Here is a 13,383-nt window from a genome sequence, read left to right on the forward strand (position 1 = left end):
GCGGCCTCACACCCCCGTGGATCGCCGCCACGGCCCGGCGAAGATCAGGGCGACGCCCGCCACGACGACCGCCGTGACCCCGACCACCGACACCAGCGCCCATGCCAGGGTGTCAGGCCCGGCCGCGCCGCGATCGCTGACGATCCCCGTCAACAGCGGCCCGAATCCGACGCCGATCAGGGAGACGAAGGCCAGATAGACGGCGCCCACCTGGGGCCTGAGCCGGATATCGGTCATGGCCTGGATCTCGATCAGGACCAGCACCGCCGCGAAGCCGCCGCCGACCGTCAGCCCGGCCAGACCGACAGCCGCACCGGCCAGCGAACCGGACGCCGCCAGCAGCAGGGCTCCGGCCGCCGCCAACGCCATTCCGCCCGCCAGCAGAGGACCGGCCCCGACTCGCCGTCCAAACGACGAGCCCAGGGTCCAGCCGCCGCCCAGATGTCCGACAGGAGCGAACGACAGGGCGACCGCCCCGGCCAGCAGGGCCGCATTCGGCGCCGCCAGGCCGAAGCTGCGGTTCAGGATCGACGCGCTCCACGCCCCGCCTGCCTGAATCAGCAGGACGGAACCGGCGCCGACGATCAACAGGGGGACGAAGACCCGCCACCGGGCCCGCATCAGCGACAGGGCTCCGACAATGCCCTGCCCGCGCTCCCGGCTGGAAATCCGATGACGCCGGGAGGCCCGGACGAAGACCGCGATCAGCATCAGGTTCGGAATGACCAGCGCCAGACTGGCCGCGCGCCATGGCTCCAGACCCGTGAAGGATCGGCCGGCAACCATCGCCAGCGCCGCGCCGCCCAGCAGCAGGGCCGCGCTGCGTCCGCTCGCCGAACCGGTCGTGAAGGTGGACAGGGCCCGGGCCCGGCGGCCCGGGTCCTCCTGGTCGGTGAGCAGCATCAGGGCGGCGGGTGCGAAGGCGGCCTGGCCGAGCCCCATGAGAATCCGCGCCGTCACCATGCCGGGATAGTCGGGCGCAAGCGCGAACAGGACCGCGCCTCCGGTCCAGACGATCAGGCATCCCGCCGCGAGGCGCCAGGGATCGCGGCCGGCGACATAATGTCCCGCGACCAGCAGGCCGACCGCGTACAGGGTCGAAAAGGCCGGGCCCTGCAGCAGGCCGATCTGGGTGTCGGTCAGGCCGAACTGCGCCTTGATCAACGGCGCCACGACCGCAGGCAGGCCGCGATCGACATAGGCCGCGAACTGGGCTGCGGCCAGCATCAGGATCGACGGCCAGGCCAGAGGCGCGAGCCGGTCGGAAGACGGAATTTGGGAGATGAGCCGTCCTCTCAGCCGGGGGCTACGGGGCCGGCGACTTTCGGCGGCCCCGCAGGAACGGTCAAGCTTGTCGTGTCAACGGAACCGCCATTTCATCGCCAGCACGCCCGACGCCATGACCAGGGCGCAGGCGTTGGCCCCGATGATCGGCCAGGCCGTCGTCAGCACGCCATAGGCGGTCCAGAGTACGAAACAGGTCACCGTCAGGGAATAGGTTTTCAGCGACACGGACGAGGCGTCGCGCTCCTTCCAGATCTTGATCATCTGTGGCGCGAAACTGATGATCGAACACAGGGCGGCAGCCGTTCCCACCACGTTCGCGGCCAGATCGCTCACGCCCGGGTCTTCCGCGCCGGAGATGCGGCCTTGGCCTTGGGGGAGGACTTGGGGGACGCCTTGGCGGGGCCCGACGACCGGCGGCGGGTCCCGGCGGAGGTGTCTTCGGCCCGGGTCGCGACCACCGGCATGGCCGTGGGACCCTCGCCATGGATCCGCGTCGCCCGCCCCTCGACCTCGGACAGGATCTTGTCGAGGTCCTTTTCCGTCATGTGTTCGATGCCGATGAACCGCTCGTCGGCCGCCTTGACCGCGTGGATCAGCTCATCAAGCTTGGCCTGCATCGCCGCACCGTCGCGGTTCTGGGTGTTCTGGATCAGGAAGACCATCAGGAAGGTGATAATGGTCGTGCCGGTGTTGATGATCAGCTGCCAGGTCTCGCTGAATTTGAAGATCGGGCCCGTCGCCGCCCACCCCAGGACGATCAGAACGCAGGCGAGAAAGGTCCACGGCTTGCCCGCGATCCTGGCGGCGCCGGTGGCGAAGGAGACGAACAGCTTTTCCATGTCGGTCGAAACCATCCTCTCCCGCGAAGGTTGCCGCCCCTATCGCGCCGCCAGGTCCGGCGACCTGCGCTCATGGGTGCGTTGCTCATAGGCGTAGCCTAGCGAGAGCACGCGGGCGTCGTCCCATTTACCGCCGATGAAGCTGATCCCCACCGGCATGCCGCGGTCGAAGCCCATCGGCACGGTCAGGTGCGGATAGCCGGCGACGGCCGCCAGCCGGCTGGCCGAGCCCTGGGCGTTGTCGTCGTCCTCGCGGTCATTGGTCCAGGCGCGCGAGGTCGTCGGCGCGATCAGGGCGGCGACGGTGTTATCCGCCATCATCCTGTCGATGCCCTCGGGACCCGCGGCGCGCAGCGAGTTGGCGCGCGCCTCCAGATAGACCGGATCCTCCAGCCCCGTGGTCGCCTCGGCGCGCAGGAACAGTTCCTGTCCGAACAGCACGGTCTCGCGCGGCTCGGCCTCGTTGAAGGCGATCAGATCGGCCAGCGTCCGGGTCGGCACCTGCGCGGGGTCTGTGGAGGCCAGATAGGCGTTCAGGTCGTGCTTCAGCTCGCTCATCAGCACCTGGATTTCCCAGCCGCCGATGGCGCGGAAATCCTTCGGCGCCTCGGTGATCTCGACCAGTTCGGCGCCGGCGTCGCGCAGGGCCTGCAGCGCCCGCTCGAACTCGGCCTGGGTCTCGGTGGAATAGTTGGAGACGAGGAACCGCATCACGCCCAGCCGCGTCCCGCGCAGACTGTCTGCATCCAGGGCCGCGCGATAGTCGACCCTGCGGGCGTCGGCCTCGACGGTCGCCGGGTCCAGCGGGTCCGATCCGGCGATGGCCGACAGCACACGGGCCGCGTCCTCGACCGTGGTCGTAATCGGCCCGGCGGTGTCCTGCGAATGGCTGATCGGGACGATGTGCGTGCGGCTGACAAGTCCCACCGTCGGCTTGAACCCGACCACGCCGTTGACCGAAGCCGGGCAGGTGATCGATCCGTCGGTCTCGGTCCCGATCGCGGCTGGCGCCAGACCGATGGCCACCGCCACGGCGCTGCCCGCGGAGGATCCGCAGGGGGTGCGTTCGGGATCGTAGGGATTGCGCGTCTGCCCGCCAACCGCGCTCCAGCCGCTGATGGAATTGGTCGACCGGATGTTGGCCCATTCCGAGAGGTTCGTCTTGCCAATGATGATCGCCCCCGCCTCGCGCAGGCGCGCCACCAGCGGCGCGTCCCGCCCCGGCGCGTTGTCGACCAGCGCCAGCGACCCTGCCGTGGTCGGCATATGGGCCGTTTCGATATTGTCCTTGAGCAGGATCGGAAGGCCGCGAAGCGGGGCATCCTGACCACCTTCAACGCTGAACGAACCGCCATCGGCCCAGCGGATCACGCTGGCGTAGGGTGCGTCGGTCGGGCCCAGCATGTCGGCCAGCGGAATCCCGCGACCGCCGTCAATCGGTTCGCGACATACCTCGACTTCCGCGCCGTCCGGGATTGGACGGCCTGCGGCCGCGGCCTGACGCCGGATGTCGGACTGTTCGGTGGGCGACATCCGGCTCATGAACCGACAGGTCGCCTCCGGGGCTCGGGCGATCGATTGCGCAGCGGCGTGAACCGGGGCCGCTCCCGCGACGAGGGCGGCGACAAGTGCGGCGCTGATCAGTCCTGCGCGGCGGGCGCCCTTGTACCGATGGTGCGATCCAGGAAGTCGAGATAGGTGCGCCATTGCTGCAGCTGCCTTTCATTGCCCCGCACGCCGTGGCGCTGGCCGGGATAGAGCATCAGTTCGAACGGAGTGGACGAGGCCTGCAACGCGTCGATGACGCGGGTCGAGTTCTCGAGGATGACGTTGTCGTCGGCCATGCCGTGCATCAGCAGCAGCCGCCCGGTCATGTTCGGCAGGCGCGGTATGGCGTCCGAGGCCGCATAGCCATCGGCATTGGCCTGCGGCGTCGACATGTACCGCTCGGTATAGTGGGTGTCGTACAGGCTCCACTCGGTTGGCGGCGCGCCCGCGATGGCTGAGGCCAGGCCCATGTCGGGCTCGGTCAGGGCCATCAGGCTCATGAAGCCGCCATAGGACCAGCCCATCATGGCGATGCGGCTGTCGTCGACATAGGGCAGCGAGCGCAGATACTCGGCCGCCAGCACCTGATCCTCGATCTCGGGCTGGCCCATCCGCAGATGCAGGGCCTGTTTGAACGCCGTCGACCGGTCGCCCTCGCCGCGGTTGTCCAGACGGAAGACGATATAGCCGGCCTCGGTCAGCAGCTGGTTGGTCGCGCTCTGCCAGCCGCGTTTGACGCCGCCGCCCGACGGACCGCCATAGACCTGCATCACCACCGGATATGTCTTCGACGGATCGAAGCCGGGCGGGGTCGTCATCTGCCAGACCAGGGTCTCGCCATGGCTCGGCAGGGTCCCGAAGGTCACAGTCCCGCGGCGTGAGATGTACGGATACATCGGGTGATCGGAGTCCAGCCGGTTCTCCTCGATCCACCGCACGAAGGTTCCGTCGGCGCGATACAGGCCCGACTGCGAGGGCGTGCCCAGGTCCGTGTAGTTGCCGACATAGGCCGTGCCGGTCTTGTTGACCGAGGCGCTCCACCAGCCGCCGCCCGGCGTCACGGCGACGGGCGTCACGGTCCGGCGCAGCGAGGCGCGGAACAACTGCTGCTCGATCGGCAGTTCCTGACCATCGCGCATCGAGGCGGTGAAGAAGACCTCGCCCGTCGCCTGATTGACGCCGTTCAGCGACTTGACCGGATACTCACCGCGCGTGATCGCGCGCAGCCGGCGGCCTTCGCGATTGTAGAGATACAGGTGCTTCCAGCCGGTTTCCTCGGACGACCAGATGAAGTTGCCGTCGTCCAGCGCCTTGAAGTCGTTGTTCAGCGACACCCAGGCGTTGGACCGCTGGGTCGAGATCACGCGCGACGCGCCCGTGGCGGGATCGACGCTCAGCAGGTCCAGCGTCTTCTGGTCGCGGCTCTCGCGCTGAACATACAGGGTGCGGCCGTCGGCCGACCAGTTGACCCGGGCCAGATAGATGTCGGTGTTCTCGCCGAGATCGACCTTGACCCGGCCGCCGCCGACGATGTCGCGCACATACAGTTCGACCACGGCGTTGGGCCGGCCGGCGCGCGGATAGCGCTGCTCGACCACGGTCGCTCCGCCGCCGGTGATGTCCAGCCGCGGCACGATATCGACCGGGCTCTCGTCGGTGCGCTGCAGGGCGATGTAACGCTCGTCGGGGCTCCACCAGTAGCCGGTGTCGCGGTCCATCTCCTCCTGGGCGATGAACTCCGCGGTCGCCCAGGTGATCAGGCCCTCGCCGTCGTCGGTGATCGGGGTTTCGGCGCCGCTGGCCAGATCGACCACGACCAGATCCTGATCGCGCACGAAGGAGACGTAGTTGCCCTTGGGCGAAACCTTGGCGTCGATCTCGTCGGCCTCGGTTTCCGTCAGACGGCGGACGGCGCCCCCTTCCCGGCTGGCCAGGAAGATGTCGCCCTCCAGCGGGGCCAGGATGTAGCGGCCCTGTTCGTCCCACGAATATTCGACCACGCCGCGCGCGCTGATCCGCATCCGCTCACGCCGCGCTTTCTCGGCCTCGGACAGTTCGCCGGCGTCAGGAACGAGGGCGCGCGCGTCGATCAGTTTGAACGGCTCGCCGGCGCCGATCGGCGCGGCCCACAGGTCCAGCACGTCCACGTCGTCCTCGCGCGAGCGCAGGAAGGCCACCAGTTCGCCGTCGGGCGACAGGCTGACCGACTTGGCCACCGGTCCGGACAGGGACGGATTGGCGAACACCCGCTCGGGGGTCAGAATCGCCGGGTCCGGCGCCCCGTTCGAAGATTGCGCCAAGGCGGCGGTGAACGGCGACAACGCCGCAAGGAAAAGGGTGGAGGCGAGGAGTTTGTTGCGCATGGAGGGGACGCTAGAGGGAGAATTGGTCGTCGTCATCCCCCTTGCGACGGTCGCGACATCCGCGCGGCTTCCCCCCTGCCGCCGCACCGCCTAATAAGCCCGAAGATGACCGACGCCGCCGTTTCCTCCCCGCCCGCCAAAGCCTCGCCCTTCCACGAGCTGGAGGTGTTGTGGGTGCGCCACTGGACCGACCAGCTGTTCAGCTTCGCCATTGCGCGGCCCGACGACTTCCGCTTCCGCTCGGGCGAGTTCGTGATGCTGGGCCTGCCTGGAGAAGACGGCGGCAAGCCCATCCTGCGCGCCTATTCCATCGCCAGCCCCCACTGGGACGAGCAGCTGGAGTTCCTGTCGATCAAGGTCCCGGACGGGCCCCTGACCTCGCGCCTGCAGAAGATCCAGCCCGGCGACACCGTGCTGATGGGCAAGAAGCCGACCGGGACGCTCGTTCTTGACGCGCTGACCGGCGGCGAACGGCTGTGGCTGATCGGGACCGGCACGGGCCTGGCCCCCTGGATCAGCGTGGCGCGCGACCCCGACACCTACAGCCGCTTCAAACACGTCGTCGTTTGTCACACCGTGCGCAACGTCGCCGACCTGACCTATCGCGACTTCTTCACCTCGGGGATCCATGACGACCCGCTGATCGGCGATGAGGCCAGGGCCCAGCTGACCTACTACCCGACCGTGACCCGCGAGCCGTTCGAGACGCCCGATGGCGAAAGGGGGGGCCGCATCACCGACCGCATCAGGTCCGGCGCCCTGTTCGACGATCTCGGCCTGCCGCACGGCTTCTCGCCCGACCGCGACCGGGTCATGCTGTGCGGCTCCATGGCCATGATCAAGGAGACCGCTGAACTGCTCGAAGCCTTCGGCCTGAAGGAAGGCTCGAATGCCGAGCCGGGCGACTATGTGCTGGAGCGCGCCTTTGTCGGATAGCGTCACGATCGATCCGCGCACCGCGCCGGAAGCCTGCGTCTCCATGACCGAGGTCCGTCAGGGCGTCGACGCCCTGGACCGCGCTTTGGTGGTCCTGCTGGCCGAACGCCAGCGCTACATGGACGCCGCCGCCCGCATCAAGCCGGACCGCAGCGTCGTCCACGACGACGCCCGCATCGAGGACGTTGTGGCCAAGGTCCTGACCGCCGCCGGTCCCGCCGGCCTGTCGCCCGCCATCGCCGAGCCGGTCTGGCGCACCCTGATCGACCGCTGCATCGCCCACGAGTTCGAGGCGTTCGACCGCACGCGCGGCTAGCCCCTCAGCGACCTCAGCATCAGTTCGTGCCGGTACGCCGCCACATCGGCCAGGGCCATCTCCAGCGCATCATGCACCCGCTCCAGCAGCGGCGGCGCGGCGGCCTTGTCCGCCGCCTCCGCCGCCTGACAGGCCTCGGCCAACGGACCCGCACCGATCCCGGCGGCCGCGCCCCTCAGCGTATGCACGGCGTCCTTCCAGCCTTCGTCCCGCGCGTCCAGCATCGGCGACCACAGGGCCGCCTGCTGGGCGAACAGGCCCAGCACCTCCTCGCTGATCCCGTCGTCGCCGCCGGTCGCCGCCTCGAGGACGGCGAAGTCGACGGCGCCCGACAGGTCGCGACGCGCCATCAGCCTTCCTGCTCCTCGCCCCTGGCCAGACGGGAGTTCCGCGACGACCAGACGAAGTAGATGACCAGACCCGCCGCGTTCCAGATCACGAACCACATCTGGGTGCGGGCCGCGAGGCTGAAGAAGAAGACGATGCAGCCGATGATGGTGATCCCGCCGACCAGCCACCACAGCGGGGCCCGGAACAGGCGCGGCCGGTTCGGATCGCGCACGCGCAGCACGATCAGGCAGACGCCCACCGCCGCGAAGGCCGCGAGCGTCCCGGCGTTGGCCAGCGAGGCCAGTTCATCCAGACGCATCACCCCGGCCAGCGCCGCCACCACGATGGCGGTGAACACCGTCACCACCGCCGGCACGCCGCGCACCGACACCCGGGCCAGACGGCGGGGCAGCAGGCCGTCTCGCGCCATGCCCAGGAAGATGCGGCTCTGGCCGAACAGGAAGGCCAGCAGCACGGTCGGCAGGGCGATCACGGCGCTGGCCGCGATCCACTGGGCCGCCGTGCCCTGTCCCATCTCGCGCAGGATAAGCGCCAGCGGCTCGGGGCTGGCGGCGAAGCTTTCGACGGGCCGGGCGCCGATCGCCGCGGCGGCCACGACCAGATACAGGGCCGTGCAGACCACCATCGAGCCGACGATGCCGATGGCCAGATCCCGCTCGGGCCGTTTGGTTTCCTCGGCCGCCGTCGAGATGGCGTCGAAGCCGTAGAAGGCGAAGAAGATGATCGCCGCCGCCGCCATGACGCCGGTCTGGACCACGGGCTGTCCGGTGATCTGCTCGGCGAACGGCAGGGCCGGCGCGCCGAAGCCATTGGGCATGAACGGCGTGAAATGGGCCGGGTCGAAGGTTGGCAGGGCTATGGCCACGAAGGCGATCAGGGCCGCGACCTTGATGACCACCAGCACCGCGTTCAGCGTCGCGCTCTCGCGCGTGCCCAGCAGAAGCAGGCCCGTGACCACGGCGATGATGAAGACGGCCGGCAGGTTGATGATGCCCCCGGCCACATGCGGCCCGACCGTCAGCGCCGTCGGCAGGTCCAGGCCCATGCCGCTCAGGAAGCCGACCGCATACCCCGACCAGCCCACGGCCACCGCCGACACGACCAGCGAATATTCCAGGATCAGGCTCCAGCCCACGATCCAGGCGATCAGCTCCCCCAGCACGGCGTAGGAATAGGTGTAGGCGCTGCCCGCCGCGGGCATCATGGTCGACAGTTCGGCATAGGCCAGCGCCGCGCAGGCGCAAACCAGACCGGCCAGGGCGAAGCTGATCATCACCGCCGGCCCGGCCAGGCCGGCGCCGACGCCGATCAGGGTCAGGATGCCGGTGCCGACGATGGCCCCGACCCCCAGCGCCATCAGATGCGGCCAGCTCAGCGTCTTCTTCAGCGCATGCCCGCTGTGCGGGGCCAGCATGGCGTCGATCGAGCGCCGGCGGTTCCAGAAGGCCATGATGTGCGTCTCCCCTCGCCGCTCCCCGGCGGCTGATTTGCGGGGAGCCTAGCCCGCCCGTCGGCAAACCGGAATGCCCAGAATCCGGAGGGCTTGCGCCCGTCTCGCTTCCTGCAATGGAGGCGGGCCGCCCCGATGATCGCGCCCTGCGGCAAACCGGCGGACGGGCGCAAATCCCCTTGCACGCGTGGGACATTGCCTCTATGTCCGCCCCCTCGCCGCGCCCGGTCCCTGACCGGCGCAGCGGGATCGGCACGAGCCTCGCGTGGTTCTGCCCGACGAATGGTCCGGGTGATTAGCTCAGTTGGTAGAGCAGCTGACTCTTAATCAGCGGGTCGTAGGTTCGAACCCTACATCACCCACCATCGTCCTTCCCGCCCCCCATGTAGTCCCCGGCGGGCTCAGGCTTCGGATTTCGGCATCGCCAGCAGGCGCGAGACGGCTTCGGTGAGGGCGTCGCTGCGCAGGGGCTTGGCCATGGTCTCGTCGGCCCCGAAAACCAGCGCCATCCGCAACAGCTGACCCGCATCCATCCGGCCGCCCGACGAGATCGCGAGAATCCGCATCGGCGGGCGACGGCCGCGCAGCTCGGCGATGGTCTCCAGCCCGTCCTTGTTCGGCATCAGCATGTCCAGAACGACCAGGTCGAAGGGGATTTCGCCCACCTGTTTCAGGGCCTCATCGCCGTCGGCGGCCTCGGAGACCTCATGGCCGGCCCTGGTCAGGATCTCGCTGGCGATCATCCGAACGGTTGGGTCGTCATCGACGACGAGAATATTGGCCATGAGGGGACTCCGTCACTGGATAGCGCTGAAAGCCGGGACGGGTTTCACGCGGCGGCCCTGGCGTCGCCGGGGAGATCGGCGAAGTCGCAGGGCCGGCTATAGAAATATCCCTGGATGTAATGAACGCCGGCGGTCCGCAGGAACCGGAACTGGTCCTCGGTTTCCACGCCCTCGCAGACGATCTTCATGCCCAGGGCGCGACCGACGCCGATCACGGCGTGGATGATGGCGGCCGAGGCCGTGTCGTCGCAGCAGCGCATCACGAAGCTGCGGTCTATCTTCAGCGTCGCGAAGCGAAGCCGCCTCAGCGCCTCAAGACTGGTGTAGCCGGAGCCGAAGTCGTCCAGCGCCACCCCCACCCCCATCGCCTCCAGCCGTTCGAGCGTCGGCCGTGCGCGTTCGATGTCGAGGATGGCGGTCTCGGTGACCTCGATCTCGACCCGATCGACCGGATAGCCGGTGCGGGCGGCCGCGCCGGCGACCCGGTCGGCGAAATCGTCGCGCTGAAACTCGTCCGCCGAGGCGTTGATCGAAATCCGCAGATCTTCCCGCCCGGCGCCCTCCTGCATGGCCCGGTCAAGAACGAAGTCGGTCAGGCGGGCCACCGCCCCGGCGGCTTCCAGCGCCGGAACGAACTCATCCGGGCTGCGCTCGCCGCGCTCGGGGCAGGTCCAGCGGACGAGGGCCTCGACCTTGCCGGCGAAGACGCCGTTCCGGTCCATCATGGGCTGATAGACCAGCCTGAGATCCCCGCGTTCGATCGCTTCGTCGAGGTCCTCCGCGACGGTCCGGGTCTTCGAACCGACCTCCGGGGTCGCGCCGGCGCGATGGCCCAGGCCGGACAAGGTCTGCTCCAGCAGTCGCGCCAGGCCCTCGACATCAATCGGAGCGCCATTGCCCGCCCGCGCCGCACTCTCGGCGTCGGCCGCCGCCCTTGCGACCGCCGACGCGCCCAGACTCAGGCTCATCGATTTCAGGGCGTGGGCGGCCCGGGCGGCCTCGTCGGCGGTCCCGGTCGATACGGCCCGCCGAAGATCGGCCAGACGCAGGGGCGAATTGGCCGCATAGAGGCCTTCCACCTTGGCGACGAAATCCGGCCGGCCGTTGCGGGCCATGGCCTCCAGCTCGGCCTGGACCACAGGATCGAACAGACCCGTTTCCGTCGCCGGCGCCGCCTCCGGGGAGCGCGCGGCATGTTCGCGTTGCATCAGTCTGGCGCAGTGGAGGCCGAGCGCATCCGCGAGATCGCTCATCGTGAAGGGCTTGTAGATGACCCCGTCCATGCCGGCGGCCTGCCATGCGTCTGCGGCGGACCCCACGACATGGGCGGTCAGGGCCAGAATGGTCGCTCTCGGGCGGTCCTGCGCCGCCTCTTCGGCCCGGATGATCTCGGTCGCCTCGAACCCGTCGAGATTGGGCATCGAGCCATCCATCAGAACCAGGTCGAAACGGTCGGTCCGCAGACGCTCGACGGCCTGAAGGCCGTCCTCCGCCAGGGTGACGGTCGCGCCCAGCCTGGCCAGCGCCTCGCCGGCGACCTCGCGGTTGACCTCGGAATCGTCGACCACCAGCACCCGGGCTCCGGGGAAGCTGACCGACATGAATTCGCCCGTCCGGCTCTCCGGCACGACCAGCGGCTCGCCGGAATGCAGCTGCCGCGCGATCTCTTCCAGTTCGGTGCGGCGGAGCGGCGTCTGCAGGACGCACGATCCCGCCGGGACCTCGGCGTCTCCCGACGCGATCAGAACGGTGGGCACGGCCACGGCCGCACGACCCGGGGCGCGGAAGGCGACATCCCCCGACGCCTCGTCCGCGACGGCGTCAACGCCGAAGGCGGCCAGATAGCGTCGCAGCGCGCGGTCGGACATCGGGCCGACGCCCTCGACCGAGGCTGACAGCCGCGCCGTCGGCGGCGCGGCTCCAACGCTGCCCGGGGCGGTCGGCAGGGAGACCGCGAAGGCGAAGACCGAGCCCTCGCCGATCCGGCTCTCCAGCCGCCATTCGCCGTCCATGGCGTGGACCAGCCGGTCGCAGATGGTCAGTCCCAGACCCGTGCCGCCATGTTTCCGGGTGGTGCTCTGGTCCGCTTGGGAAAAGGCCTGGAACAGACCTGGCAGCTTGTCTTCCGGTATCCCGGGACCGGTGTCGGTGACGGACAGGACATAGGCTTCCGGCCGGCCCGCGTCGGCCTCGATGCTGATCAGAACGCCGCCGCTATCGGTGAATTTGATCGCATTGTTGGTCAGGTTGCCGAGGATTTGCCGCAGCCGCGTCGGATCTCCGCAGACACGCGGCAAGGCGGGATCAACGTAGACGGCCAGATCAAGGCCCTTCTCGCGCGCCCGTTCCGTGAACAGCCCGGCCACGTCTTCCGCGGCCTCGGTCAGATCAAACTCGACATGTTCCAGATCGAGCTTGCCGGCCTCGACCTTCGAGAAGTCGAGGATGTCATTGATGATCGCCAGCAACGACCGGCCCGACTTGGCGATGACGTCGGCGTAGCGCCGTTGACGCGGCGCGAGCTCGGAGCCCGAGAGCAGTTCGCTCAGGGCGAGGATGCCGTTCATCGGCGTCCGGATTTCGTGGCTCATGACCGCCAGAAAGTCGGACTTGGCCGCCGTCGCCGCCTCGGCGACCTCCTTGGCCACCCGAAGCTCGGCGGTCCGCGCCGAAACCTCCTGTTCGAGGCCCGCGACATGGGCCGCAATCCTGTCGTCCCGGACCCGGATGTCGGCCATCATGGAGCGGACGCCGGACACCAATTCGCCCACCTCGCCGTCGGCCGCGATCTCCGGCGACCGGGCGAAGTCGCCGGACTGCCGGACTTCATTGGTGAAGGCGGCCAGCTGAACGATGGGCGTGCTGATCCGGCGCGCCAGTCGCAGCGCGATCAGCAATCCGGCCAGCAGGGCCACGCCGGCGCCTGCCAGACCCGTCAGGACCGCCGCGAGGATGCGCGACTTGAGGCCGGGGGTCTGGCCCACGAGCGTGAGTTCTCCCACCCGGGAGCCCTGGCTCACCACGGGCACGGTCGTCTGCAGCGTCCCGCTGCGCAGCACCGACCAGAACGACGAGCCGCCGGCCTGTCCGACCGTGGCGTCCGAGGTCAGGCGGACGCCCCCACCCGTCTCGGCGAGCAGGCGGCCGCCCGGCCCGGTGATGCGGGCATAGGTGATGTCGGGCATCTGGCTGATCGAGCGGATCGCCGCGAATGTGCCCGCGGAATCGCCCGATCGCACGGGGTCGGCGGCCAGCGAAGCAATGACCCGCGCTGTTTGCGTGAGCCGCTGGGTCTCGAGTCTGGATTGGTCCCTGGCGTCGACCCACACGGCAAGCGTTGCCGTGACGATGCAGGTCGTCAGCAGAGAAGACAGGACGAGCCAGATCAGCTTTCGACGGATCGATCCGCTTGTGTACAGTTTCCGACTTAGCAAGTTCGACCGCCCGGATGACCGATTTGCATCAGGATACAGACGCTTAATGACTCGTCCCTTAAGCTTGCATTGTG

The 13,383-nt window shown here is 68.9% G+C and carries 11 protein-coding genes and 1 tRNA gene; 3 read left to right on the plus strand and 9 right to left on the minus strand.

Going from position 1 to position 13,383, the window contains the following annotated elements:
* Positions 1–6: 6 nt before the first annotated feature.
* The 5 genes from BrevBR_RS10405 to BrevBR_RS10425 form a co-directional block, all read right to left on the minus strand.
* Positions 7–1,227, minus strand: coding sequence for an MFS transporter (locus BrevBR_RS10405; protein ID WP_340000894.1), 1,221 nt, complete (start codon positions 1,225–1,227; stop codon positions 7–9).
* 132 nt (positions 1,228–1,359) lie between these two features.
* Positions 1,360–1,620: a SemiSWEET family sugar transporter gene (locus BrevBR_RS10410; RefSeq protein WP_340000895.1), complete on the minus strand. Its 261-nt coding sequence runs from the start codon at positions 1,618–1,620 to the stop codon at positions 1,360–1,362.
* The gene (locus BrevBR_RS10415; protein WP_340000896.1) at positions 1,617–2,126 is read right to left on the minus strand and encodes a low affinity iron permease family protein; all 510 of its coding nucleotides are present in this window, start codon (positions 2,124–2,126) and stop codon (positions 1,617–1,619) included. Before BrevBR_RS10415 ends, BrevBR_RS10410 begins: the two co-directional genes overlap by 4 nt.
* Positions 2,127–2,165: 39 nt before the next feature.
* Positions 2,166–3,668: an amidase gene (locus BrevBR_RS10420; RefSeq protein ID WP_340000897.1), complete on the minus strand. Its 1,503-nt coding sequence runs from the start codon at positions 3,666–3,668 to the stop codon at positions 2,166–2,168.
* 98 nt (positions 3,669–3,766) lie between these two features.
* Complete coding sequence (locus tag BrevBR_RS10425) at positions 3,767–6,037, minus strand: S9 family peptidase (protein WP_332641428.1); 2,271 nt, start codon at positions 6,035–6,037, stop codon at positions 3,767–3,769.
* 105 nt (positions 6,038–6,142) lie between these two features.
* Between BrevBR_RS10425 and BrevBR_RS10430 the strand changes: the two genes are divergently transcribed.
* Positions 6,143–6,973 (plus strand): ferredoxin--NADP reductase, encoded by an 831-nt coding sequence (locus BrevBR_RS10430; RefSeq protein WP_332641429.1) that lies wholly within the window; start codon positions 6,143–6,145, stop codon positions 6,971–6,973.
* Entirely contained in the window at positions 6,945–7,289 is a 345-nt protein-coding gene (locus BrevBR_RS10435) for a chorismate mutase (RefSeq protein WP_340001190.1), read from the plus strand. Before BrevBR_RS10430 ends, BrevBR_RS10435 begins: the two co-directional genes overlap by 29 nt.
* Here the strand turns inward: BrevBR_RS10435 and BrevBR_RS10440 are convergent.
* Complete coding sequence (locus BrevBR_RS10440; RefSeq protein ID WP_340000899.1) at positions 7,286–7,639, minus strand: Hpt domain-containing protein; 354 nt, start codon at positions 7,637–7,639, stop codon at positions 7,286–7,288. The two genes, BrevBR_RS10435 and BrevBR_RS10440, sit on opposite strands and share 4 nt — an antisense overlap.
* Positions 7,639–9,090, minus strand: a complete 1,452-nt coding sequence (locus BrevBR_RS10445) for an amino acid permease (protein ID WP_340000900.1) — start codon at positions 9,088–9,090, stop codon at positions 7,639–7,641. The genes BrevBR_RS10440 and BrevBR_RS10445 overlap by 1 nt, the downstream gene beginning before the upstream one ends.
* A gap of 289 nt (positions 9,091–9,379) precedes the next feature.
* On the opposite strand from BrevBR_RS10445, the gene BrevBR_RS10450 reads away from it, so the two are divergent.
* Positions 9,380–9,455, plus strand: a tRNA-Lys gene (locus BrevBR_RS10450).
* Between the two features lie 36 nt (positions 9,456–9,491).
* Here the strand turns inward: BrevBR_RS10450 and BrevBR_RS10455 are convergent.
* Positions 9,492–9,875: a response regulator gene (locus BrevBR_RS10455; protein ID WP_332641432.1), complete on the minus strand. Its 384-nt coding sequence runs from the start codon at positions 9,873–9,875 to the stop codon at positions 9,492–9,494.
* A gap of 44 nt (positions 9,876–9,919) precedes the next feature.
* Positions 9,920–13,309: an EAL domain-containing protein gene (locus tag BrevBR_RS10460; RefSeq protein WP_340000902.1), complete on the minus strand. Its 3,390-nt coding sequence runs from the start codon at positions 13,307–13,309 to the stop codon at positions 9,920–9,922.
* Positions 13,310–13,383: the final 74 nt, after the last annotated feature.

The organism is Brevundimonas sp. BR2-1, assembly GCF_037626195.1.
Lineage (GTDB): Bacteria > Pseudomonadota > Alphaproteobacteria > Caulobacterales > Caulobacteraceae > Brevundimonas.

Bases quoted from the DNA above. Each gene is read 5' to 3' on its own strand.
- BrevBR_RS10405 (WP_340000894.1), bottom strand. From the start codon at position 1,227: ATGCTGGCCGCAGCCCAGTTCGCGGCCTATGTCGATCGCGGCCTGCCT.
- BrevBR_RS10415 (WP_340000896.1), bottom strand. From the start codon at position 2,126: ATGGAAAAGCTGTTCGTCTCCTTCGCCACCGGCGCCGCCAGGATCGCG.
- BrevBR_RS10420 (WP_340000897.1), bottom strand. From the start codon at position 3,668: ATGAGCCGGATGTCGCCCACCGAACAGTCCGACATCCGGCGTCAGGCC.
- BrevBR_RS10425 (WP_332641428.1), bottom strand. From the start codon at position 6,037: ATGCGCAACAAACTCCTCGCCTCCACCCTTTTCCTTGCGGCGTTGTCG.
- BrevBR_RS10430 (WP_332641429.1), top strand. From the start codon at position 6,143: ATGACCGACGCCGCCGTTTCCTCCCCGCCCGCCAAAGCCTCGCCCTTC.
- BrevBR_RS10435 (WP_340001190.1), top strand. From the start codon at position 6,945: ATGTGCTGGAGCGCGCCTTTGTCGGATAGCGTCACGATCGATCCGCGC.
- BrevBR_RS10440 (WP_340000899.1), bottom strand. From the start codon at position 7,639: ATGGCGCGTCGCGACCTGTCGGGCGCCGTCGACTTCGCCGTCCTCGAG.
- BrevBR_RS10445 (WP_340000900.1), bottom strand. From the start codon at position 9,090: ATGGCCTTCTGGAACCGCCGGCGCTCGATCGACGCCATGCTGGCCCCG.
- BrevBR_RS10455 (WP_332641432.1), bottom strand. From the start codon at position 9,875: ATGGCCAATATTCTCGTCGTCGATGACGACCCAACCGTTCGGATGATC.